The organism is Caballeronia udeis (genome assembly GCF_001544555.2).
Lineage (GTDB): Bacteria > Pseudomonadota > Gammaproteobacteria > Burkholderiales > Burkholderiaceae > Caballeronia > Caballeronia udeis.
Genome location: NZ_FCOK02000091.1, coordinates 16,870 through 36,828, shown reverse-complemented (window position 1 = coordinate 36,828; position 19,959 = coordinate 16,870). Strand labels below are relative to the sequence as shown.

18 protein-coding genes, 2 pseudogenes and 1 other annotated feature are annotated in these 19,959 nt (G+C 55.5%); of the genes and pseudogenes, 13 read left to right on the top strand and 7 right to left on the bottom strand.

Translation table 11 applies throughout. The annotated features are described in order from the left end of the window. Nucleotides 1–510: 510 nt before the first annotated feature. Nucleotides 511–873: a hypothetical protein gene (locus AWB69_RS48330; protein ID WP_156529136.1), complete on the bottom strand. Its 363-nt coding sequence runs from the start codon at nt 871–873 to the stop codon at nt 511–513. Between the two features lie 446 nt (nt 874–1,319). Further along, nucleotides 1,320–1,837: pseudogene (locus AWB69_RS46425) on the bottom strand (transposase). 629 nt (nt 1,838–2,466) lie between these two features. On the opposite strand from AWB69_RS46425, the gene AWB69_RS38990 reads away from it, so the two are divergent. The 3 genes from AWB69_RS38990 to AWB69_RS50975 all read left to right on the top strand — a co-directional run bounded on the left by AWB69_RS38990 (nt 2,467) and on the right by AWB69_RS50975 (nt 3,832). After that, on the top strand, nt 2,467–3,261 hold the full coding sequence (locus AWB69_RS38990) for a DUF3050 domain-containing protein (protein WP_062092116.1): 795 nt from the start codon (nt 2,467–2,469) through the stop codon (nt 3,259–3,261). A 127-nt stretch (nt 3,262–3,388) separates the two neighbouring features. Then, a complete protein-coding gene (locus tag AWB69_RS48325) occupies nt 3,389–3,565 on the top strand; it encodes a hypothetical protein (RefSeq protein ID WP_156529135.1) in 177 nt (58 codons plus the stop codon). Nucleotides 3,566–3,571: 6 nt separating this feature from the next. Next, complete coding sequence (locus tag AWB69_RS50975; RefSeq protein WP_062092115.1) at nt 3,572–3,832, top strand: peptide deformylase; 261 nt, start codon at nt 3,572–3,574, stop codon at nt 3,830–3,832. On the opposite strand, the pseudogene AWB69_RS49940 reads toward AWB69_RS50975, so the two are convergent. Continuing rightward, a pseudogene (locus AWB69_RS49940) lies at nt 3,793–3,912 on the bottom strand (aldehyde dehydrogenase iron-sulfur subunit); the annotation flags it as partial. The gene AWB69_RS50975 and the pseudogene AWB69_RS49940 overlap by 40 nt on opposite strands. Before the next feature lie 1,270 nt (nt 3,913–5,182). Between AWB69_RS49940 and AWB69_RS48320 the strand changes: the two are divergent. After that, complete coding sequence (locus tag AWB69_RS48320; RefSeq protein ID WP_156529134.1) at nt 5,183–5,398, top strand: hypothetical protein; 216 nt, start codon at nt 5,183–5,185, stop codon at nt 5,396–5,398. Nucleotides 5,399–5,438: 40 nt separating this feature from the next. Here the strand turns inward: AWB69_RS48320 and AWB69_RS38980 are convergent, their stop codons facing one another. Then, nucleotides 5,439–6,116 carry a GntR family transcriptional regulator gene (locus AWB69_RS38980; RefSeq protein WP_062092114.1) on the bottom strand — a complete coding sequence of 226 codons (678 nt, stop codon included), beginning with the start codon at nt 6,114–6,116 and terminating at the stop codon, nt 5,439–5,441. A 109-nt stretch (nt 6,117–6,225) separates the two neighbouring features. Here AWB69_RS38980 and AWB69_RS38975 point away from each other — a divergent pair, with 109 nt between their 5' ends. From AWB69_RS38975 to AWB69_RS38950, 6 genes are all read left to right on the top strand, one after another. Beyond that, complete coding sequence (locus AWB69_RS38975) at nt 6,226–6,960, top strand: HAD hydrolase-like protein (protein WP_197500419.1); 735 nt, start codon at nt 6,226–6,228, stop codon at nt 6,958–6,960. Between the two features lie 11 nt (nt 6,961–6,971). Beyond that, nucleotides 6,972–7,865, top strand: coding sequence for an amino acid ABC transporter substrate-binding protein (locus AWB69_RS38970; protein ID WP_062092112.1), 894 nt, complete (start codon nt 6,972–6,974; stop codon nt 7,863–7,865). Between the two features lie 82 nt (nt 7,866–7,947). After that, the gene (locus AWB69_RS38965) at nt 7,948–8,706 is read left to right on the top strand and encodes an amino acid ABC transporter permease (protein ID WP_063977993.1); all 759 of its coding nucleotides are present in this window, start codon (nt 7,948–7,950) and stop codon (nt 8,704–8,706) included. Further along, nucleotides 8,703–9,389 (top strand): amino acid ABC transporter permease, encoded by a 687-nt coding sequence (locus AWB69_RS38960; protein WP_062092111.1) that lies wholly within the window; start codon nt 8,703–8,705, stop codon nt 9,387–9,389. The genes AWB69_RS38965 and AWB69_RS38960 overlap by 4 nt, the downstream gene beginning before the upstream one ends. Nucleotides 9,390–9,407: 18 nt before the next feature. Then, nucleotides 9,408–10,136: an amino acid ABC transporter ATP-binding protein gene (locus AWB69_RS38955; protein ID WP_062092110.1), complete on the top strand. Its 729-nt coding sequence runs from the start codon at nt 9,408–9,410 to the stop codon at nt 10,134–10,136. A gap of 76 nt (nt 10,137–10,212) precedes the next feature. Further along, nucleotides 10,213–11,208, top strand: a complete 996-nt coding sequence (locus AWB69_RS38950) for a threonine/serine dehydratase (protein ID WP_062092109.1) — start codon at nt 10,213–10,215, stop codon at nt 11,206–11,208. 329 nt (nt 11,209–11,537) lie between these two features. Here AWB69_RS38950 and AWB69_RS38945 read toward each other — a convergent pair whose 3' ends face one another. Next, the gene (locus AWB69_RS38945) at nt 11,538–12,299 is read right to left on the bottom strand and encodes an IclR family transcriptional regulator (RefSeq protein WP_062092108.1); all 762 of its coding nucleotides are present in this window, start codon (nt 12,297–12,299) and stop codon (nt 11,538–11,540) included. A gap of 153 nt (nt 12,300–12,452) precedes the next feature. Here AWB69_RS38945 and AWB69_RS38940 point away from each other — a divergent pair, with 153 nt between their 5' ends. After that, nucleotides 12,453–13,649 (top strand): fumarylacetoacetate hydrolase family protein, encoded by a 1,197-nt coding sequence (locus tag AWB69_RS38940; protein WP_062092107.1) that lies wholly within the window; start codon nt 12,453–12,455, stop codon nt 13,647–13,649. 193 nt (nt 13,650–13,842) lie between these two features. Further along, a complete protein-coding gene (locus AWB69_RS38935) occupies nt 13,843–15,246 on the top strand; it encodes an FAD-binding oxidoreductase (RefSeq protein ID WP_062092121.1) in 1,404 nt (467 codons plus the stop codon). A gap of 125 nt (nt 15,247–15,371) precedes the next feature. Here AWB69_RS38935 and AWB69_RS38930 read toward each other — a convergent pair. Together AWB69_RS38930 and AWB69_RS38920 are read right to left on the bottom strand one after the other, a co-directional pair. Next, a protein-coding gene (locus AWB69_RS38930; protein WP_231937380.1) for an IS3 family transposase occupies nt 15,372–16,609 on the bottom strand; the annotation gives its coding sequence in 2 pieces (ribosomal slippage) (nt 15,372–16,315 and nt 16,315–16,609; 1,239 coding nt in all). Next, nucleotides 16,203–16,319, bottom strand: a sequence feature (AL1L pseudoknot). It overlaps the preceding gene by 117 nt. 131 nt (nt 16,610–16,740) lie before the next feature. Further along, complete coding sequence (locus AWB69_RS38920) at nt 16,741–17,988, bottom strand: D-arabinono-1,4-lactone oxidase (RefSeq protein ID WP_062092104.1); 1,248 nt, start codon at nt 17,986–17,988, stop codon at nt 16,741–16,743. A 435-nt stretch (nt 17,989–18,423) separates the two neighbouring features. Between AWB69_RS38920 and AWB69_RS38915 the strand changes: the two genes are divergently transcribed. Next, nucleotides 18,424–19,434 carry a helix-turn-helix domain-containing protein gene (locus AWB69_RS38915; protein ID WP_062092103.1) on the top strand — a complete coding sequence of 337 codons (1,011 nt, stop codon included), beginning with the start codon at nt 18,424–18,426 and terminating at the stop codon, nt 19,432–19,434. Nucleotides 19,435–19,959 lie beyond the last annotated feature (525 nt).

Genomic DNA, 19,959 nt, shown 5'->3' with positions numbered 1-19,959 from the left:
TAGTTGGGCTCCTTCTATCAACGCTTCACGAACCCTGCACGATGACGCGTTTCAGCGGTACTTCCGCAGGCTGCTAGGGTAACCCGGCATGCCCGGCCGTTTATTCCATAGGCGGAAACGTTACGCATCATGCCTCTACTACCTCGGCGCGAAGGCCCCAATGCACACCGATGCGCAAGTTGCGCCGGGGTTCAGACGTCGGGAGATATGGACTTTCATGGCGGAGGTCACGGGTTTGGGGGCATGCGTGGGCGTTGACGCGGGCGGCTGGCTCTTGGAGCAGGTTTTTCGGGAGGGTATCAGGTCCGCGATCGCAGGATAGTGTCGCTCTACCAGATAAGCGGCAAGGGATTGGTGCCATCGCGGGCAGAACTCATTTGACCGTCACCCTGCTTGGCGCTATTCGACGGTACTCCCTGCGCCACAATGAGGCGGGACCTGGAGGAACCGAGAACTGGAAAGCCTATGCCCGGATCTACGATCTGATGGTCGAGTACTTCGCGAGCGGTCTCAACCGCCACCCGCGCAATAAGTGCAGCCGGCTTCCTGCGCGCGGTTCACGCCCCATGTCCCCGACGGGACGATCGTCATCCCAGGCACTACATTCGCGGCCCATTCCTTTGCCGCTTCTTCCGGGCTCATGCCGGCGTTGCTGGCGAGCTTTTTACTCTGGGCTCGCAGCGCCACATTGCATACGCTGAATAGGGTGCCTTTCTCAAGCAGCCGGTCAATGGCCATGCCGTCCACTGGCAGGATGCCGGGCTTCGGATGCAGGAACGGATTTTTCGTAGCAAAGGCCCTCGTCTCCGGGTCAATGATCCTGAGTGACTCACCGATCTTGTATTTTGACCACATCGCATCGTTCAAAGCCATCGGCAACGCCTCATGTCGCAAAACTACGACTGCCGTCGCCGCGCCTGACGACGCATTCGGGGCCAGGAACGTATATGCAAATGCAAGAGGGTGTCCGTCGTTGACAGCATACGCGTCGACCACCTGGCGGTGTCGTCCCGTCAGCTTTCCCGGCCAAAGTGCACCGTCGGATTCTGGTTCTACCACCTGTGCGCCCGAGCGCAATGGCAACAGTCCCAGGAGGCCGAGTGCTGCGGCATTGGCAACGCGACTGAAGAGACGCCGTCGCGGCACTCTGTAAGTCGTGTCTAACCTGAGATTGATCGTTCGCTTATCCATTTTGCGCGTCCTTCGGCATTGTTGGTCAGGGCTGCGTCTTCGTGCTTGCCTGTTTGACAAAACGCTTTGGAGGTTAAGTTTATTCCTCCGTAGAGCCGGATTCGCCACCGAAGGTGTACGTAGAAGCGCTAACACAATGAAGGTTGAAGTTGCCGCCAGCAGATGATGCTGGTGGCGATCTTCATGAACGCTTCGTGGATAAGGGCGAGGCGTTCGAAGCGAACGCGCAGGCGCAGGCGCCTGAAGTTATGCAGCCTGGCGATTCTGCGTTCAACGACCCATCGGTTTTGCCAAGGCCGCTGCCGTACGGCTCACCCCGACGGGCGATCTGGGTCGGGATCCCCCCAGCGTGTAGCGGCCGGCAGTGTCTGTCGTGATCGTAGCCACGATCACCCTGCACGATCGCTGGCTTCAACAGAGGTCGGCCACGCTTGCCACGAATTGGCGGAATGGCGTCGATCAGCGGCAGCAGTTGAGTGACGTCATGACGGTTGATGCCCGTCAGGATTAGCGCGAGCGGGATGCCTGTCAGCAAAGCGCAATCGTCTAACGGTTTTCGCCCGGGACGCCTGGGTCGCCGAGGTTTGGGCGGTGGCAGCAACAGCTGGATCAGTGTCCACAATTCCTCCACCTCCGTCGGCCACAAGGTGAGAGGCGTTCATTTCAATTTATCGAGTATTGGTTCAGCCATGTCCTCTTCGCTAACGAAACAATGAAGAGGATAACAGAGCACGATTCAGGTTAACAGCCCCTTCTGCCCCTTTTGTTAGAGTTTCTTATAGCTATCCGTGAATGTCTCAGTTCGGCGCGCAATGCCGCCCGTCAACTGATGACTGGCGAGCGTGGCCCAGGTTCGACCGGGGATGTCGAACAGTTCCGGCAAATGGTGCTTGAGCTAAGGTGGCCAAATAAGCATCGACGTTTGAATGCTTCGTGATAGTTCAATAGATACCGCTTGGACAGCAATGCCTATTCCATGCCTACGACCACGAACCATAACTTCTCCTGAGCCGCGATATCGAATGCTTATTTGAACGCTCTACCAACTCTTTTTTCAATGCTGCCTGCGCAAGCAATTCTCGACCGCTCTCGGCCTGACGAGAACCTTCAGGGAGCAAAGCATCGCTCCGACAATGTGACACCCGCTGAACCTCAATAGTCGCTTCCTTGTCAGAGGCGTTAAGAACGCTCAGCACGAATATTGTGCAACAGCCGGAATATTTTGTGGTGTTCTAGCGTTTTGCTCTCTGTTACCACCCGAAAGTTGGAGGACTTATGTCTTACGGAGCAGTCAATAGTGGCTTACAGATGATAAGTAATCGTTCGGATCTGGTAGAAGCGAGACGACGCTTACTAGATCACACCATCTACAAAAAAGTGGCTAGCGTGGAGAGCCTTCGATCGTTCATGAAAGCACATGTTTTTGCCGTATGGGACTTCATGTCGCTGGCCAAGCGACTCCAACGTGACCTGACGTGCGTGTCATTACCCTGGATGCCTCCTAAGGACCGTGAAGGTGCGCGTCTGATAAACGAGATTACTCTCAGCGAAGAGAGCGACAGTGGTCCAGACGGCTCTCCAATCAGCCATCTTGAGCTTTACGTCAGGGCTATGAAAGAAGTAGGTGCAGACACGCGACAGTTCGAAGCGTTCTGCGGACTAATTCGTCAGGGCCTCTCACCGACCCTGGCGTTGAGTGAGTGTAAGGCCCCTGACCACGTCCAGGCTTTCGTCTTGACCTCACTACGTGTTGCGCTGACAGGAAGTTCAGAGGAGGTAATGGCGTATTTTTTCTTTGGGCGGGAAGATGTCATTCCAGGAATGTTCGAGCGCCTGCTAGAGTCATTGGACAAGCGAATGGAGATACCCTACTTCAGGCACTACCTCAATCGGCACATCGAACTTGATAGCGGTGAACACGGACCGGCGGCATTAAACATCCTACTGAAGCAGGTGGGAAATGACAGAGATCTCCAAGAACGCGCAGTTGAGTTCGCGGTATCTGCTATCGAAGCCCGCATTGAATTGTTCTCCGGTATGGAGCGCTCATTACTCGGGTCCGGCGAGTGACCTGTTGTTGCCCACCAAGGTGGCGGGAAAAACGCCAGGGATACTGCCTCCCAAACGCAAGCGGGCTAGTAGGTGATGCGCCGTTCCAACTTGTGATTCGCCGCGCTCGTGGCACGGCGAAGACAACATGTATTCGATCTGGACCATCACGGTCCGCTGTTACCCGCTCGTGTCGGAATTGACAGGTAATCCGCATTCGAAAGACAGCTCGCAGGCGCGCTTCAGCGCAATGCGCGGTGTGGCGGCGACGCCCGACGAACGCCGCCCACGTGATAACCGACAACAGCGCATTCACCTGCCTTGAGTAAATATGAAGCGAGAGTTCTTGCCACCGACTTCGCCCCTTCTTCGCGAAACCGCGAGCCCGGTCACCACGTTTTGGACGGCAAAACTCCAGACACTGATAGATGACATGTTCGACACAATGCGCAGCGGTCAAGGTATTGGCCTCGCCGCTCGGAAAATTGGAGTATCGGAACGGATCATCGTGTTCGAAATCGTCGGTGGCAGTCGTGCTTCGGTTGCACCACCTCGGCGTTGGCCGACGAGCACCGCGCAAGCGCCGCATTGATCACAGCCTTTCTTGGTTCCTGTGAGGTCAAGGCGCTCACGCGATAGGTCAAGCAGGGTCGCGCGTTCGCCTTCAAGCACGACCTCATGTCACGCGCCAATCACAGTCAGAGTAACGAGAACGCTCATTCAATTTTCCCTTTGGAAAACTGCGTGCTGTGGGGCCGCGCAATAGCATGGAATTTGCCGAACGGCGTATCGAACGTTCGGAGCGACTGCATCAGGCAGCGCACTCTCCTACCCAGAACGCGCGAAGCAGCTTTTTATTCAAAGTGATCAGCGGATGACGGAAACGGGTGTTCGCAGCCAGTTTTTCTTAAGAGAACAAACAGAAAGTCAATTTCATTCGTATCGTAATTTATGGCAATCGGTCATAGTATTTAGGGATGCTATTATTTAGTTATTTTAATTAAAAATAGATAAACGGTGGACCGATTTCATACAAAAAAACGGCCATCCATGAGATCTGATAGGACAACAAGTGCGGTAGATGTCACTTCCGTATAGATTTTTCCTGGAACATCTAGAATCGGACAGGAACGCTACCGTTCTCTTTAAGATCGCAGCACGATAACAAGCAGATCAAACGTGATCGATTCGATCAACAAGCGTAGAGATAGCTCGAAGTCGGAAAACACCATCAACCCGTTTGGAATAACCAAGCGGTCGCAACTGTTATGGAGACGTAGCTAACGAAACTACGCGACTCGGTATTAGCGGCAACCACAAGAATGCGGTTACTAGCTGTACTTAGGCGCACTCTTCCGAACCGGGAGGTTCGATGTCACACTTCCTTTTAGGCAAACACCGTGCTGTGTTTAACGATCATACCCACCCAAATCGCATGGAACCTAAGGAGCGTCGCATTGCCCACGCTCCTACAGGTGGCGCAAGCCCTACGAAGTCGACAGTTGTGCTAAATGAGTCAGAGGAAACTACCGTCACCGAGCCTAGTTCTGGTCAACCATTAGTAGCTAGATGGACAAACGTGGATGGCCTTGGCTTGCGTTGCCGCTGGTATAAAGAATAAACTGATGCTGCGTTGTATACGCCCAGCGAAGGCGTATTGAACGGTTGTAACGGTCTTGAGAGTATCCGGTCTATCTAACAACACGGGGGCGCGTTTCGATATAGTGTTCGCTCGCGTTGTCGCGGTGTTCGAAGCGGCGCATCCACTCAACGCTTATCTATTCGCCAGTCGTCGAGCCAACTTCCTGAAATCACTCGTCGAAGATCGGATCGAAATCTGGCGGCACGACGGCTGAGTCGGCGACAGGTCTCCACCTTCAATCTCTCGCCTCAAATCCCCCGTACACCCGTTCCGACTTTAGCTCCGCCGCGGCACATCAACATGCGTCTGGAACCGATTCAAACAGCAAGTCTGCCGTTGCGCCAATTACGCAGATATCGCTATCGTCTACAGCCCGCCAAGTTGCCATCCGCCTTTGCGCTGCGCATCGGTTTTAAGTCTCTGGAAGACGTGGTTGTTGTTTCCATCGAGCACGTGCGATCCCCTCTTGGCAAGCTGCTTGTATTGCTTAATCGTCTTCCTTCATTGGTCGCTTGAGCAGCGGCCCACGATGGTCGCATTAATTCACCACGTGAGCTTACGGTTGGTCTTCACGCAGCAGATACATGATTTCACGACCTGTATTTGCGATATGGCTCGACAGGACATCCTGCGCGCCCTTTATGTTGTGCTCCTTACAAAGCGAAACTATCTCTCGGTGATCATCCTGGGAATGGGATTTGTAGTCGGATCTGGCCCACAACAAACGCAGGTACGGTTCGAACGCGAGCCGTAGCTTCTCCAGCGTCGCCAACGTGCGTGGTCTCTCAGCCTTCGCGTATAGACGTGAGTGGAAGTCCACGTTCAGGGCGAGCTGCTCATCCATCGTGCGGGTCTTATCAAGCTTCCGTACGATTTTATCCACCGCAGTGAAATCCCCGTCGTCGAGGCGCGGAATTGCCCGTGCGACCAGCATGGTCTCGAGCGCAATACGTAGCTCGACTATCTCTTCCACATCCGCCAGCGAGAGCGACGCAACCACGGCACCACGCCGTGGGACGATTTCGACAATTCCTTCCTCCGCCAGCAATCGGAACGCCTCCCGCACGGTTACCTGACTCACGCCGAACTGCTTGGCGACAGCGTCTTGCCGCAGGGATTCGCCCTGTTTCAGCACAGCGCGAAAAATTGCTTCACGCAGCGCATCGGCGACAACGCTGGAAATGGGCTGTCGCTTTTCCTGGAAAGACTGAGCGAGCGAAGTAAGTTGTTCCATAGGGTTTTCACGTAGCAAAAATGACGACGTCCCTATGTTGACACAAATTGTGACCAACGTTAGTTTACCGTTATCGATTACCGATTATCGATAATTAATGGAGCTAAGCATGGCACTTGACCTGACCAAATTCAAAGCCCTGACGTTTGACGTGTATGGGACCCTAATTGACTGGGAACCATCGATCATCTCGATGTTCCAGAGCGTTGCCGACCAGTATCACGTCGAACTCTCACGCGAACAGCTGCTGCTAGAGTTCGACCGCGCCCGGGCGCAACTTCAGCGCGTCCGTCCGGCACTCCCCTACCCGGAAGTGCTCCGTCGGGCATATAACGAGTTCTGCGAGCGCTACAGCATCCCGACAAACGACGCGGAGCGCGAAGTGTTTGCCAATGCAGTCATGTTGTGGCCCGCCTTCCCGGATGCGAAAGAAGCGCTCGCGTACCTGCACGCGCACTTCAAGATTGGCCTGCTGAGCAACATCGACAACGACTCGCTTTCGTTCTCGACGCGAAAACTCGATCTGAGTGCCGACGTAATTGCCACCGCTGAAAGCGTCGCGGCCTACAAGCCTGACCACAATCATTTTCACGCGGCATTCAAGAGCTTCGAGGACCTGGGAATCAGTCGTAGCGAGATCCTGCACGTCGGTCAAAGCCTGCGCGCGGACGTCATTCCAGCCAACGACCTCGGGATCTATTGCGCATGGATCAAACGGCCAGGTCGGAGTTTGGGGTCGCGTCCGGAAGACGCGAAGGGCGCAATACCCGACATCATCTTCGACACGCTCCAGGAACTCGCTGCGCATCATCGCGCCCAGCTCTCCATTTCCACTGGGAACTAGGAGATAACGCCATGAACCGTCGTTCCGCACTCTCAATCCGCTGGGCCCGTATCGTTGGCACTGCGTGCATGCTTTCTCTCTTCGGAATTATGCCGGCCAGTGCCCAGACCGCAGATTCCGCCATGGCCCGCATCAAGGCCCACGATGAGGTGGTAATCGGCTACCGGCAGTCGAGTATCCCCTTCTCCTACCTCGACGCGAATCAGAAGCCCACCGGATACACGATCGACCTTTGTCTGGCAGTAGTGGATTCGCTCAAGCGGCAACTTGGCCGTCCGGATCTGAAGGTGCGTTTTGTGCCAGTCGATCTGAGCACAATCATTCCTCTGTTGCAAAACGGCAGCATCGATATGGAGTGCGGTTCGACAGTTCATACGCTGAAGCGGGCAGCCCAGGTCGATTTTTCATTCGTTACAGCTGCAGCAGCGGACCAACTTCTGGTCAAAGCCGATTCGAAGATCAAGGAGTTTGAAGACCTCGCCGGAAAAGCGCTGGCGGTCCCTGCCGGGTCAACAAATGCAGCCCTTGCGCAGTCGCTTAATGCACAAAAGAAACTGAATATCCGCTTCGTCCTTGTCAAGGACCAGGCTGAGGGCTTCCTGACAGTCAGCACCGGCCGCGCCGATGCCTATATGTCGGACAACGTGATCCTGTACGGATTGAAGAAGCGCGCAAATGACGCGAACGCTTTTCGTGTTAGCGGCAGATCGCTTTCGTACCTGCCCTACGGAATCGTTGTGGCGCCGAACAACTCTGCCCTGTTGAACGTCATCAACGCAACCCTGGCTGAGAATTTCAGATCGGGCCGCGCTACCGAACTGTACTCGAAATGGTTTTCCCAGATCGGGATGCCTCTCAATCAGTCAGTACAACAAATATTTCAGGTGGATGCGATCCCGGGTTAATGAGCGGACCTGTTAGCTCGTTATCCAGGAATCGTTGACTGGCGACCGAAAGTCGCCAGTCAACCACTCAAGTGGAGTAGACATGAATTATCAGTGGAGTTGGAGCGCCTTCTATGACGTTTCCAGCGACGGCATTTCAACATACGCCCACAACCTTCTCTGCGGCGCTGGCTGGACTGTCGCGACAGCGCTGGTTTCGGCTGTCATTGCTCTGTTCGAGGGCGTCACTGTTGGCTTGCTGCGGGTATCAACGAATCGCTTAAGGCAACGTGCGGGAGCAGTCTACGTTGAATTATTCCGAGACATCCCGCTTCTTGTCCAGATATTCATCTGGTACTTCGTGGTCCCTGAGCTTTTGCCCAGTGCACTGGGAACGTGGATAAAAGCCCTCGAATACGGATCGTTCGTCACCGCGTCGATATCGATCGGCTTGTATACAGCGGCGCGTGTAGCCGAGCAGACGCGTGCGGCCATCACGGCAATGCCCAAAGGGCAACTCATGGCTGGTCTCGCACTCGGATTGACGAGAGCCGAGGTCTTCCGCCTGATCATCCTGCCTCAGGCATTCCGCTTGATGATTCCGCCTCTGACCTCTGAATTGGTAAACCTGGTCAAGAACACGTCCATCGGCATGACTATTGGACTAATGGAATTGACGGCTCGGGCAAGAGAAATGCAGGAAACGACATTTCACACCTTTGAAGCGTTTTCAGCGGCGACCGCAGGATACCTGTTGATAAATCTGGTCCTCATCGGGACGATCCGGGTTTTCGCTGTCGGAAGAAAAAATCGTAAGGAGCAAGCCACACGCTCACTGCCGGTCCAGGAAGTCTTGCCATGAATCACATGAATTTCAGCGCTATTACATCCAACCTGTCGTATCTCATCATCGACGGATTTAGCCTGACGGTCGAACTGACAGTCCTGTGCGCCCTGACGGGCTTCGTCCTGGGCACGGTCCTCGCTGTGATTCGCCTGTACGGACCACGATGGGCACAGACCTTGGTTGCGAGCTACGTGAATCTGGTCCGCTCGATTCCGTTGATCCTCGTCATATTCTGGGTCTACTTCCTCAGTCCGTACGTCGTAGCCTGGGTGGTGGGCTCCGCTAATCCCGTGCAGGTGAATGCTTACGTGTCGGCCTTCGTGACTTTCAGCCTCTTCGAAGCCTGCTACTACTGCGAAATCATCCGGGCCGGCGTGCTGGCGGTCCCGAACGGACAGGCATCAGCTGCACGTGCACTCGGCTTGAATGGCGCCCAGGTCCTCGCGTCCGTGATATTGCCTCAAGCTGTCCGGCATACGGCACCGATTCTGATCCTGCAAGCGATCGTGCTGTTTCAGGATGTCTCTCTCGTCTATGTACTCTCGCTAACCGACTTTGTCGGCGCTGCCACGCAAATTGCGCAGCAACAAAACAGCATTGTTGAGATGTACGTGTTCGTGGCCTTGGTCTACTTCATCACATGTTTTCTGTGTACCAAGGGCGTGCGTCGACTTCAACATCGTCTCGCCACTCATTGAGGAAGGAGCCACCACGTCATGATCCGCATCGAACACGTTTCAAAACAATATGGAAATTTCAAGGTTCTCGACGACTGCTCTACCACGATCGAGGAGGGCGAAGTCGTAGTCGTTTGTGGTCCCTCGGGATCCGGAAAATCGACTTTGATCAAATGTATTAACGCTCTTGAGCCGTACGGCAATGGGCAAATCTTTCTCGATGGCGTTGAAGTCGGGGCCAAGGAAACAAGTCTTCCAAAGTTGCGGGCCAAGGTTGGGATGGTGTTCCAGCATTTCGAGCTCTTTCCCCATCTGTCAATTCTCGAAAATCTGCTACTCGGACAGATAAAAGTGCTCGGGAGAGGCAGGGACGAGGCGGCCCACAAAGCGATGAAACTGCTTGCGCGAGTGGGATTGAGTAATCAGGCAGCCAAATACCCCGGGGCGCTTTCCGGCGGACAGCAGCAACGTGTGGCCATTGCCCGGGCACTGAGCATGGACCCGGCAGCGATACTCTTTGACGAACCAACGTCGGCCCTCGACCCTGAGATGGTTAGTGAGGTTCTGGACCTCATGGCGGGACTCGCCCGCGAAGGCATGACCATGGTCATCGTCACGCACGAGATGGGCTTTGCACGTCGGGTCTCGAACCGCGTGATCTTTATGGATCGCGGCCGCATTGTTGAAGATGTACCCACGCAGCAGTTCTTCGACATGCCCCATTCGGACAGGGCAAAGGACTTTCTTTCAAAGGTTCTGCACGACTGATGCTTGCCCGGGTATCCCGTGCGGTACAACTATCGCCACTGACCCACTGACCCATTGACTTGACGCCGCCTTGACCATGACAGCACAAACCTCTGAATTGACAGACTTCATCTTGCCTGTTCCGTCTGATGTGATCGATGCCGCCGAGCGACTGCGCAATGTCGCAATCCAGACACCGCTCCTGCAGTCGGATCGCCTGAACGCACTCGTCGGCGGAACGGTTTTTGTAAAGTTGGAGAGTCTCCAACGCACTGGCGCCTTCAAGTTCCGCGGTGCATACAACAGTATGTCCCGCCTTGAGCGCACCCGCTATCCGCAGGGCGTTCTCGCATACTCGACAGGTAACCATGGCCAGGCTATCGCCACCGTGGGCAAGATCCTCAATATCCCGGTAACGGTGGTGATGCCCTCTGATGCACCCCATGTAAAGGTGGAGAAAGCACGCAATCAAGGAGCCACGGTTGTCCTGTACGATCGGAAGACGGAAAGTCGCGAAGGAATCGCCGCGCGACTCGGGGCTTCGGGAGGGTACGCCCTTATCCCTCCAGGAGATCACCCGCATGTCATCGCCGGCCAGGGAACTGCCGCATTTGAGGCACTGAATGCTCTTCCTGCGAACACTACCCAAGTGATTATCGTTCCTTGCGGCGGTGGTGGACTCGCTGCAGGCACAGGTCTCGCAGCCGAAGCCATCAATTCGACTGCAGAGGTATGGGCTGCAGAACCTGAAAACTGCGATGACACGCGACGCTCGCTTGAATCCGGCACGCGAGAGGTGAACCAGCCAACGGCCACTTCCATCTGCGATGCCCTCCTCGCATCGACACCCGCAGTGCTCCCTTTCTCAATTAATCAGCGTCGGCTGAGCGGTGTCGTTACGGCCGACGATCGCACCGTATTGAACGCGATGCGCCTTCTGTTTGAAGAATTCCGCGTCGTGGTTGAGCCGGGCGGGGCTATCGCCATTGCCGCGCTCCTTGCAAATCCCTCAATGCTCCGAGGCAGACAGGCACTAGTCATCGCGTCTGGAGGGAATGTCGATCCTCATTTGTTCATCCAGGCGATCTCTTAACGGCGGTCCGAGCGGACCACGTTTAACTCCTCGTCGATGTCAGAAGACTCGTCGTACCTTCGGCATCACGGGATCTCCTCTCTCGAGGCTCTCGCATCGTTGGTCCATGCGGCGCTGAAGGTTGCGCCGCACACTGCCAGTTCATCCCGCCATGGTGTAACCATAATGCTTCATTCATTGCACATGAAGATACCCAACACACAAACTAACAGGGGTATGAACGACCCGCTTGTAATGACAATGCAACAAAGTTTTCAACCCAAGGCAATGGAACTGACTGATTGACGACAGCTGATTCAGCACAAGCAAGACCTTACCCAATCGGCCGTCTACCGCGATGTCGATCGCAGCGCCTCACCTATGCGGCTCGCCATCCCTACGATGCTGACCGCGATTTGTTTCTCGCGACGAGCATCCAATCGCTCGAGTGGCAAGCTGGTACTTAGTGCGACACGCTTGCCAAGCATCGTCACTCCGATAAATGCCGCGAAACACGTCAGCCCCGAGCTCACCTCCTCGCGCTCGCAAGCGAGGCCGCTCCGCCGAACCTCGTCGAGTTGCTTGAGGAAGTCAGCCCGCCGCGTCACCGTTCGTTCAGTTATTGGCTCAAGCCGCGTTGGAAGCAAAGCACAGACACCAGAATCATCCATGCTCGCAAGCAGCGCCTTGCCCAGCGCGCAGCAGTGAGCAGGTAGCCGGGAACCAAGGTCGGAAACGAGTCGCACCGGTCGCGCAGCGTCTTCACGCGCAATATAGACTATTTGCGCACCGTCAAGGACGGCAAGCTGGACGACTTCGTTGTGCACAGCCACGAAAGCTGCAGCTTCCCGCCTGAACAATTCATGCAGGCGATCGTGCCGAACGTATGCACTTCCGAGCTCGAATAGAGTGAGACCGATGATGTAGCCGTCAGAACGTTTCTCTATCCAATGTCGCCGCTCCAGAGAATCCAGCATCAGATACAACGTACTGCGTGACATTCCGGTGGCGTCCGCTAGCGCACTAGCTCGCACCGGACCAGCGGCGTCCGAAAGCACGTTCAATATGTCATGGACGCGCTTGAGCGCGGGTACGTCGTAAAGATCGGTCATAGGTTGCGGGTCCTTCCGTTCGAAAATCGCGTCTCACAGTCTGACGGCCTGATTTCCAACAGGCTGGAAATTGTAGCACCCTGTTGGACAGCGACGCCCCGAGGGATCTAGCATGGACAGCTTCCTCCAACCTCAACGTCTCCACCCTACTCTATGCGCGCTCTTTCAGCTTCCGACTGCTTGCCGAACGACATCGGCCAAGCCCTCCTCATCGGCCGAGTCTGGCGTCAGACCGGAACTCACGAAGGTCCTTGTGTCGTCGTAGTTCGCAATGGCGAGCTCATCGATATCACCGGCACTGTGCCAACGACAGCGGACCTCTTTGATCGCGATGATGCTGTAGAAATCGCACGGCATGCATCTGGCGAAACCCTCGGTCCGGTTACGGCTCTGATCGACGAGCATCTGAACAACAGCGCCCCTCAGTCTACGGTGCGCCTGCTCGCACCTTGCGATGTGCAGGCAATCAAGGCATGCGGAGTGACCTTCGCAGTGAGCCTTATTGAGCGCGTAATTGAAGAGCAAGCCGCCGGCGATCCCGTCAAGGCAAAGGGGGTGCGCGAGATGATCACTGCCGTAATCGGTAGCGACTTGTCGCAGATCGAACCCGGTTCTGAGGCGGCCATGCGCCTGAAGACAGAATTGCAGCGCCGCAACGCCTGGTCTCAATACATGGAAGTCGGTATCGGTCCGGACGCGGAAGTGTTTACCAAATCGCAGCCGATGTCCGCAGTCGGTTTTGGTGCCGATATCGGGCTATTGCCCGTTTCGACGTGGAATAACCCTGAACCCGAGATCGTGCTCGCTGTGAACAGTGCGGGAAAGGCGGTAGGCGCTACGCTCGGAAACGACGTGAATCTGCGCGACATTGAAGGGCGGTCGGCCTTGTTGCTTGGCAAGTGCAAAGATAATAACGGCTCGTGCGCGATCGGGCCATTCGTGCGCCTCTTCGACGAGGATTTCACGATGGACTCTGTGCGCAATGCCAGCATATCGCTGCATGTCGAAGGCATTGATGACGACTTCGTCCTCAACGGCGTAAGCCATATGAGCGAAATTAGTCGCGATCCGGACGACCTGGTCGCCCAGACCTGGGGTGACCACCATCAATATCCGGACGGCTTCGTGCTGTTCCTTGGCACGATGTTTTCCCCGATCCAGGATCGGGACGCGCCAGGCAGTGGATTTACGCACCATCTCGGCGACGTCGTGACGATCTCCACGCCGCAACTCGGAGCACTGGTCAACACGGTGCGACTATGCACTCATATTCAGCCATGGACCTTCGGCGTGCGTGCACTCTATAGCAGCCTCGCCGCACGCGGATTGCTGCGGCCGGCCGGCAACTGAGTCTTGGAGGGCGGCAAGGCGGTCGACTTATGAATGAATGCCGCCTTCTTTCTCCCCCATCTTGTTTCAAGACGCACCCGCATTTCGCCACGCGAAAAAATCCGCCATTGCCTGGGTTCCCGTACCGGAGGAAGATGTGTAGGAAACCCATGACCGACTTGATTGGAGCACGGCGTTAATGAAGACAGACGTTATGAGCAAAATTGACGTTTTGAGACGCCAACTGGACCCGAGCTTGCTCGTAGAAGATCCTCAGGCGCTATTGCGGTACACACACGACTGGTCGGGTGACTATGTCGGACGTGCGGGGCTTGTTGTTCGCCCCCGAAATACCAAGGAGGTCGCAGACGTCGTCCGTATTTGCGCCGATCAAGCGCTAGCGCTGGTTCCCCAAGGCGGTCATACGGGGCTCGTCGGTGGCGCTACGCCGTCCCCTTCCGGCGAAGAGATCGTAATCAGTTTGGAACGTCTGAACAAAGTCAGAGACGTAGATAGAACTAACTACAGCATGACTGTTGAGGCCGGCTGCGTACTTGCCGATATTCAGGAAGCAGCACTTGCCGAAGATCGGTTCTTCCCATTGGCCCTGGGAGCCCAAGGCAGCTGTCAGATCGGAGGCAACATCGCTACTAACGCGGGCGGACTAAACGTCTTGCGTTACGGCATGATGCGAGACTTGGTCCTAGGTGTAGAAGTTGTCTTGGCAGACGGGTCCATCTTGAACGGCCTGCACGGGCTGCGAAAAAATAATATGGGCGTTGATCTCAAACACCTGTTTCTCGGGTCCGAAGGCACTCTTGGAATCGTCACTGCTGCGGTCCTGAAGCTATTCCCTCGTCCTACTCAAACGGTCACGGCTTTTCTGGCAGTCGATAACGTCGAGGCTGCCATGGACATTTATAGCCGCGCAAGATCCGAACTGAGCGATCTTCTGTCAGCCTTTGAACTGCTGCCCCGTTCGGGAGTCGAACTCGCTCTTGAGACGGTAGTTGGTCTTCGCGATCCGCTGAGCAGCCCTTCCCCATACTATGTTTTGCTTGAAGCTGCGGCTAGTGGCCGAGCAAATTTGTCCCAAATGACAGAGAGTTTTCTCGAGGAGCTAGTCTCAACAGGGACGATCGCAGATGGCACGGTTGCAGCCAATCAGGCTCAATCCAGGTCTTTTTGGCGCATCAGGGAGGCGATGGTCGAAGGTCAGGTACGCTACGGCCGTCATCTGCGCACTGACATATCGGTTCCGATCTCGCTGATTCCCCGATTTATCGAGGAGGCCGACATACTCATTGCAAAACGCGCGCCCGACGCTATTCCTCTGAGATACGGTCACGTAGGTGACGGCAATATCCACTACAACGTCTTGCCACCTCGCAACCTTCAGGATACCGAGGTTCAGTCCTACCTCGACATGTGCGAAGAAACTATCTTCGAGGTCGTCGACCGTTTCGGCGGCTCGTTGAGTGCAGAGCACGGAATCGGGATAAGCAAGCAGGAGGCATTTCTTGCTCGCACTTCCGAGAATCATCTGAATTTGCTGCTAGGCATCAAATCCATTTTTGACCCAGCGCAGATTCTGAGTCCTGGGCGTCTAGTCCGGTAGACGATCCGAATCGTCGGATGCTATTGGATAGTCTAGCGATTTCGCTACGCTTGAGTCGTTGCGTTGCGCAGCGCAGCGCAGCGATGTGAACCGCCCCGGGAATGTCGGAGGCGAATTTGCTTGAGTCATGCCTCCATGGCAGACCCAGCGAGTTGACGATAATAAAGCTCTTCAGCCTCGGCGGGTGGAACGTTACCGATTGGCTCAAGCAGGCGGTGGTGATTGAACCAGTCTACCCATTCGAGTGTAGCCATCTCGACAGCCTGCAGGTTACGCCAAGGGCCAAGTCGATGAATCACTTCAGCCTTGTACAAACCGTTGATCGTCTCGGCCAATGCGTTATCGTAGGAGTCGCCCACGCTGCCTACCGACGGTTCGATGCCAGCTTCAACTAGACGCTCTGTATAACGAATTGATACGTACTGGACCCCGCGATCGCTATGATGGATTAGGCCATTCTGCTGCTCTGGTTTGCGCTCGTAAATAGCTTGCTCCAATGCGTCCAGGACAAAGTCGGTACGCGCCGAAGCTGACACCCGCCAGCCAACGATGCGCCGGGCAAACACGTCAATGATGAACGCTACGTAGACGAAACCCTGCCAGGTGGATACGTACGTGAAATCCGAAACCCACAGCGCGTCGGGTCGCTCAGCCTTGAACTGACGACTCACGCGATCCAGCGGGCACGGCGTCGCACGGTCACTGACAGTGGTCTTGACACGCTTGCCGCGCCTCACACCTTGGAGGCGGAGCTTTTTCATCAGCCGCTCCACGGTGCAGCGGGCAACCTCGATGCCTTCTCGTGCCAGTTGCCTCCACACTTTGCGAACTCCATACACGCTGAAGTTCTCCTCCCACACGCGTTGAATTTGTTCGCTGAGCGCCGCGTCACGCTTGGCCCGCGCCGGCATCAGCACCGGATTGGCTAGCCTCGCGGCATGCGCGTAATACGTCGACGGGGCGATCGGTAGCACCCGGCAGATCGGCTCGACCCCGTAGATCGCCCGGTGATCATTAATAAATGTCACCATCACTTCGGTCGGCGGTCGAGCTCCGCCTGCGCGAAATACGCCGATGCCTTGCGCAGGATCTCGTTGACTTGCCGCAGTTCCCGATTCTCCCGCTCCAACTCCCTAAGCCGATCCTGCTCCTGCGTGCTCGTTCCCGGGCGTAAGCCTCGGTCCCGTTCGGCCTGACGCACCCAATTGCGCAGCGTCTCGCCCGAGCAGCCGAACTTCGCCGCTATCGACGCAATCACTTTCCATTGCGAGTCATCAGCACCCTGATGTTCCAGCACCATCCGCACGGCCCGCTCACGTACTTCCGGCGAATACCTTGGTGACTTCTTCTTTGCGTTTTCCATAGCTCCATTTTCTCAAAGATTGGAGCCTCCGGGAAACTCGGGGCGATTCAATGCGATCGGTGACGGCGTTTCGACATCGTCACCGTGGCGATCCGGCACCGCATCTGCCGCTATTTGCGCCTCTCCTCGACCTATCTGAATAGCGTGCTCAGATGGTCATTCAGGAAAAATCCCTCTGGGTCAATATCGCGCCGCAACTCGCGGAACGCCGGCGCCTTCGGGAACAGTCTGTCAACATCCTCTCGACTCGTGAAATGAAGCTTGCCCCAATGAGGCCGCGAGCCAAACTCCCGCAAAATCCTATCGACGTCGCGGAGGAAGGGCCAATAATCGGCCCCTTTCGGATCACCGGAGCAGGAAATGGTGACGCTATCCTGGTTGTGGAACGGGCTGATCCACGCAGGGTCTGCCGCTGTAAAGCGGTATTCAACGGGAAAGATGCAATCCATGTGCTTGGTCAGCATCAGTTCACGAATTTCCCGGAGCGCCTGTTTGCCATAGATGGCCGGCACGGCGTACTCGAGCTCATGAAAATTTGGCACGTACTCCTGCGGAAAAATTTCAGAGTTGTGGCCAACTCTCTCAAATGCTGACTTGACCGAAGGCTCTTCTGTCGTAGCGTCAAGAACCCGCACCTCGCACACGTCGTAATCCCGTGACGATCGAGATACTTGCGCAGTATCGGGGAAGCCGTAAAGCTCGCGACTGGCTCTGGTTGGACACCACCAAAAGCAAAAATGCCGGTGCTGCCTGGCCAGCTCGTCATGCATTTCCATACACGCTTCGAAGTCTTCCCGCCACAGGCGCTCGCGAAGGTTATACGACTCCGTCACAGTCAAGGTGATCGCTGATACCACGCCGAACAGTCCGAGATTGACCTGTGTGGCGTGGAGAAGCTCGATATTTTCCCTTCCGTCAACCTTGAAGATGCTCCCATCAGGTTGGACGATCCGCATGCCAACAACATTCGATGAGAGGTTTCCAAGAGTGATTCCGGTCCCATGCGTTCCGGTGGCGAAGGCGCCTGCGGTTGTCTGCGAATCGATATCACCCTGGTTGAGAAGAGATAGCCCCTCATTCTTCAAGTGGCTGGCAAGCGCCTTGATTGTCGTTCCCGCCGCGACCGTCACCTGCCTCCAATCCCGGTCAGTATGGATAACGCCCTGATACCTATCCAAATTAAGTAGCAGACCACTTGTTGCTACGATGGGCGTGAACGAATGACCCGCTCCGCTGCAACGTACATTTTGACCTTGGCGAGTGGCCTCCCTTACCAGCGACGAGATCTCGTCCTCAGACGCTGGTGAAGCCATGTGACCAGCGACGAATGCCTGGTTTCCGACCCAGTTTCGCCAGTGTCCCCCGCGCGATAGTTCCATCACCATTTCTCCAAAAAAACGTCATACGTGACGACACGTCCTGTTACTTCCAAGACGACAATGCTTTTCTTGATCCACCATTACCCTTCCCGTGCCACCGGTTTCCCGCGGAGTTCTCCGATGCAGATCAGGTGAAAACAAGGAAACTCGAACGCCTGCGCCATCAACAGGGAAAACCGGTTAAACCATCTCTGCATTGCGTTACCGGGTGACGAGACGAAGGTCTCCCCGCTGCACGCTTCCCCTATGTCGATGCTGTGCAGCCGAAGTAGAATGACCCTGACGCGAACCGCCCTACCTCGTTAATAGCCGCCTTGCCCGAAGAGAAGAAGGTATGCCGATGTGATTCTTTTCTCTATCACTTATTGGCAAACCAGGGGTTTGCACCGGACCGTCGATACAATCAATATGAGGCAAGGTGATGGGGGGAGAACTATGATCGAGCGCAACTTACAGATCAATGCCGAAGGATTTTCGGCACCGTTGCCTGCCCGCAATGTCGCATTTTCAACGTTCACGGACGTCGAGGTGCAAGCAGGTTCGTTTGTCGGATGGAGCCTTGACTACACACAGATGTCCAGCGGTGCATTTCAGGGTTCCTCCTCAGAGGTTTCTCTAGGCGCGATACGCTTGTGGGTAGAGCGACTAAATCGCGTAATACTCCAACGGGGTACGGCCCCATCAGATAGTTTGACCGTGGCAGTGCCTCTCGAACTGGAGGGTCATTCCCGCATGTGCGGTCAAATGAGCGAGCGCAATAGCCTCCACGTATTTTCAAGCCTTCCCGAGTTCGAATTCTATTCGCCCGATCGCCACGCATTGGTCGTTGTTGAAATCGACGAACATGCTCTGTCAACAGAGTCGTTGCGTGAGCTTGCGATGTCGCTACGCATAAATTCCAGGTCGCCCATCGTCCCGATGGAGAACGATACCGCCGAGTCCATGCGGGACTTGCTTCGTAACATATTCGCCGCTTCAGCAAATTCCGTTGCAAGCCGGGACGATGATACGAACCAACGTCTCTATCTGATCGAAAGGACGGTTCTCTTTTCGATCTCCGAGGTCCTGAATGTACCGGGCGAGAAAACAGGAAAACTCACCACCAAGTCCATGAGAAGTTGGGCGCTAGTCAATGCTGTCCAGGCTCAGCTACAGGATCCCGCGACCTGCCCCCTTTCAATCGCCGAACTTTGTGTCCGACTCAACATCAGCCGTCGAACCATTCAATATGCGTTCCACGAAGCGTTGGATAGCAATCCGGTTTCGTATCTCCGGGCCGTGCGGCTCAATCACGTTCGCCGGGCGTTGCGTACAGGCCTGTCGGTCACCTCAGCTGCTACTAAATGGGGTTTCTGGCATCTGAGTAGCTTCGCACAAGACTACCGCACCATGTTTGGCGAGCTACCCTCATCAACTTCCAAGAGGTTTGCCAAGGAAATTGTTTAGTAACGAATGCACTTGGCACGAGTCATTTGAACCGATTCAGGTCGATGGCTTGGGGATGACCAGCGCTCGTGAGCCGCCAACGCCAGAATAGTGCCCGCATGCACAACTCCTCACAGAATTTCGTCAATTGCCTAGCCGCATTCCCACACATGGCCAACGTGTTCAATCCGTGTTCGGGAAGACGAACGAGACCAGCCTGATGCAAACGCAGCGCTGATTCGCCTGCAGCAACTTGTCACCTACATCGAAGCGAGACGAAAGAGCGCCAGGGTAGTTTTGGTAGTTGAAGCCTTGAGCTGCCGCGAGGGGCGATTCACGGGCGTCCCGATGACCTCGGAGCGGGTACTACGGGGGAACGACTCCACGTACGAATGGCGAAATCCCCCACCCCTCAGCGAAAAACAAGCTGCATCCTATGCGAACACTTGATGAGGTCGTTCGCGAACTCCGCAAATCGACTCCTTAGCTTAACTCAATACTCAATTGGTACACGCATCTGAACCCTGAGGGTCCGCTGGCGAGGCG

Bases quoted from the DNA above. Each gene is read 5' to 3' on its own strand.
- AWB69_RS38955 (WP_062092110.1), top strand. From the start codon at position 9,408: ATGATCCGCATCGAACACGTTTCAAAACAATATGGAAATTTCAAGGTT.
- AWB69_RS38975 (WP_197500419.1), top strand. From the start codon at position 6,226: ATGGCACTTGACCTGACCAAATTCAAAGCCCTGACGTTTGACGTGTAT.
- AWB69_RS38940 (WP_062092107.1), top strand. From the start codon at position 12,453: ATGCGCGCTCTTTCAGCTTCCGACTGCTTGCCGAACGACATCGGCCAA.
- AWB69_RS38980 (WP_062092114.1), bottom strand. From the start codon at position 6,116: ATGGAACAACTTACTTCGCTCGCTCAGTCTTTCCAGGAAAAGCGACAG.
- AWB69_RS38920 (WP_062092104.1), bottom strand. From the start codon at position 17,988: ATGGAACTATCGCGCGGGGGACACTGGCGAAACTGGGTCGGAAACCAG.
- AWB69_RS48325 (WP_156529135.1), top strand. From the start codon at position 3,389: ATGTATTCGATCTGGACCATCACGGTCCGCTGTTACCCGCTCGTGTCG.
- AWB69_RS38960 (WP_062092111.1), top strand. From the start codon at position 8,703: ATGAATCACATGAATTTCAGCGCTATTACATCCAACCTGTCGTATCTC.
- AWB69_RS38915 (WP_062092103.1), top strand. From the start codon at position 18,424: ATGATCGAGCGCAACTTACAGATCAATGCCGAAGGATTTTCGGCACCG.
- AWB69_RS38990 (WP_062092116.1), top strand. From the start codon at position 2,467: ATGTCTTACGGAGCAGTCAATAGTGGCTTACAGATGATAAGTAATCGT.
- AWB69_RS48330 (WP_156529136.1), bottom strand. From the start codon at position 873: ATGGCTTTGAACGATGCGATGTGGTCAAAATACAAGATCGGTGAGTCA.
- AWB69_RS38945 (WP_062092108.1), bottom strand. From the start codon at position 12,299: ATGACCGATCTTTACGACGTACCCGCGCTCAAGCGCGTCCATGACATA.
- AWB69_RS38970 (WP_062092112.1), top strand. From the start codon at position 6,972: ATGAACCGTCGTTCCGCACTCTCAATCCGCTGGGCCCGTATCGTTGGC.
- AWB69_RS38935 (WP_062092121.1), top strand. From the start codon at position 13,843: ATGAGCAAAATTGACGTTTTGAGACGCCAACTGGACCCGAGCTTGCTC.
- AWB69_RS38950 (WP_062092109.1), top strand. From the start codon at position 10,213: ATGACAGCACAAACCTCTGAATTGACAGACTTCATCTTGCCTGTTCCG.
- AWB69_RS48320 (WP_156529134.1), top strand. From the start codon at position 5,183: ATGCGTCTGGAACCGATTCAAACAGCAAGTCTGCCGTTGCGCCAATTA.
- AWB69_RS50975 (WP_062092115.1), top strand. From the start codon at position 3,572: ATGAAGCGAGAGTTCTTGCCACCGACTTCGCCCCTTCTTCGCGAAACC.
- AWB69_RS38965 (WP_063977993.1), top strand. From the start codon at position 7,948: ATGAATTATCAGTGGAGTTGGAGCGCCTTCTATGACGTTTCCAGCGAC.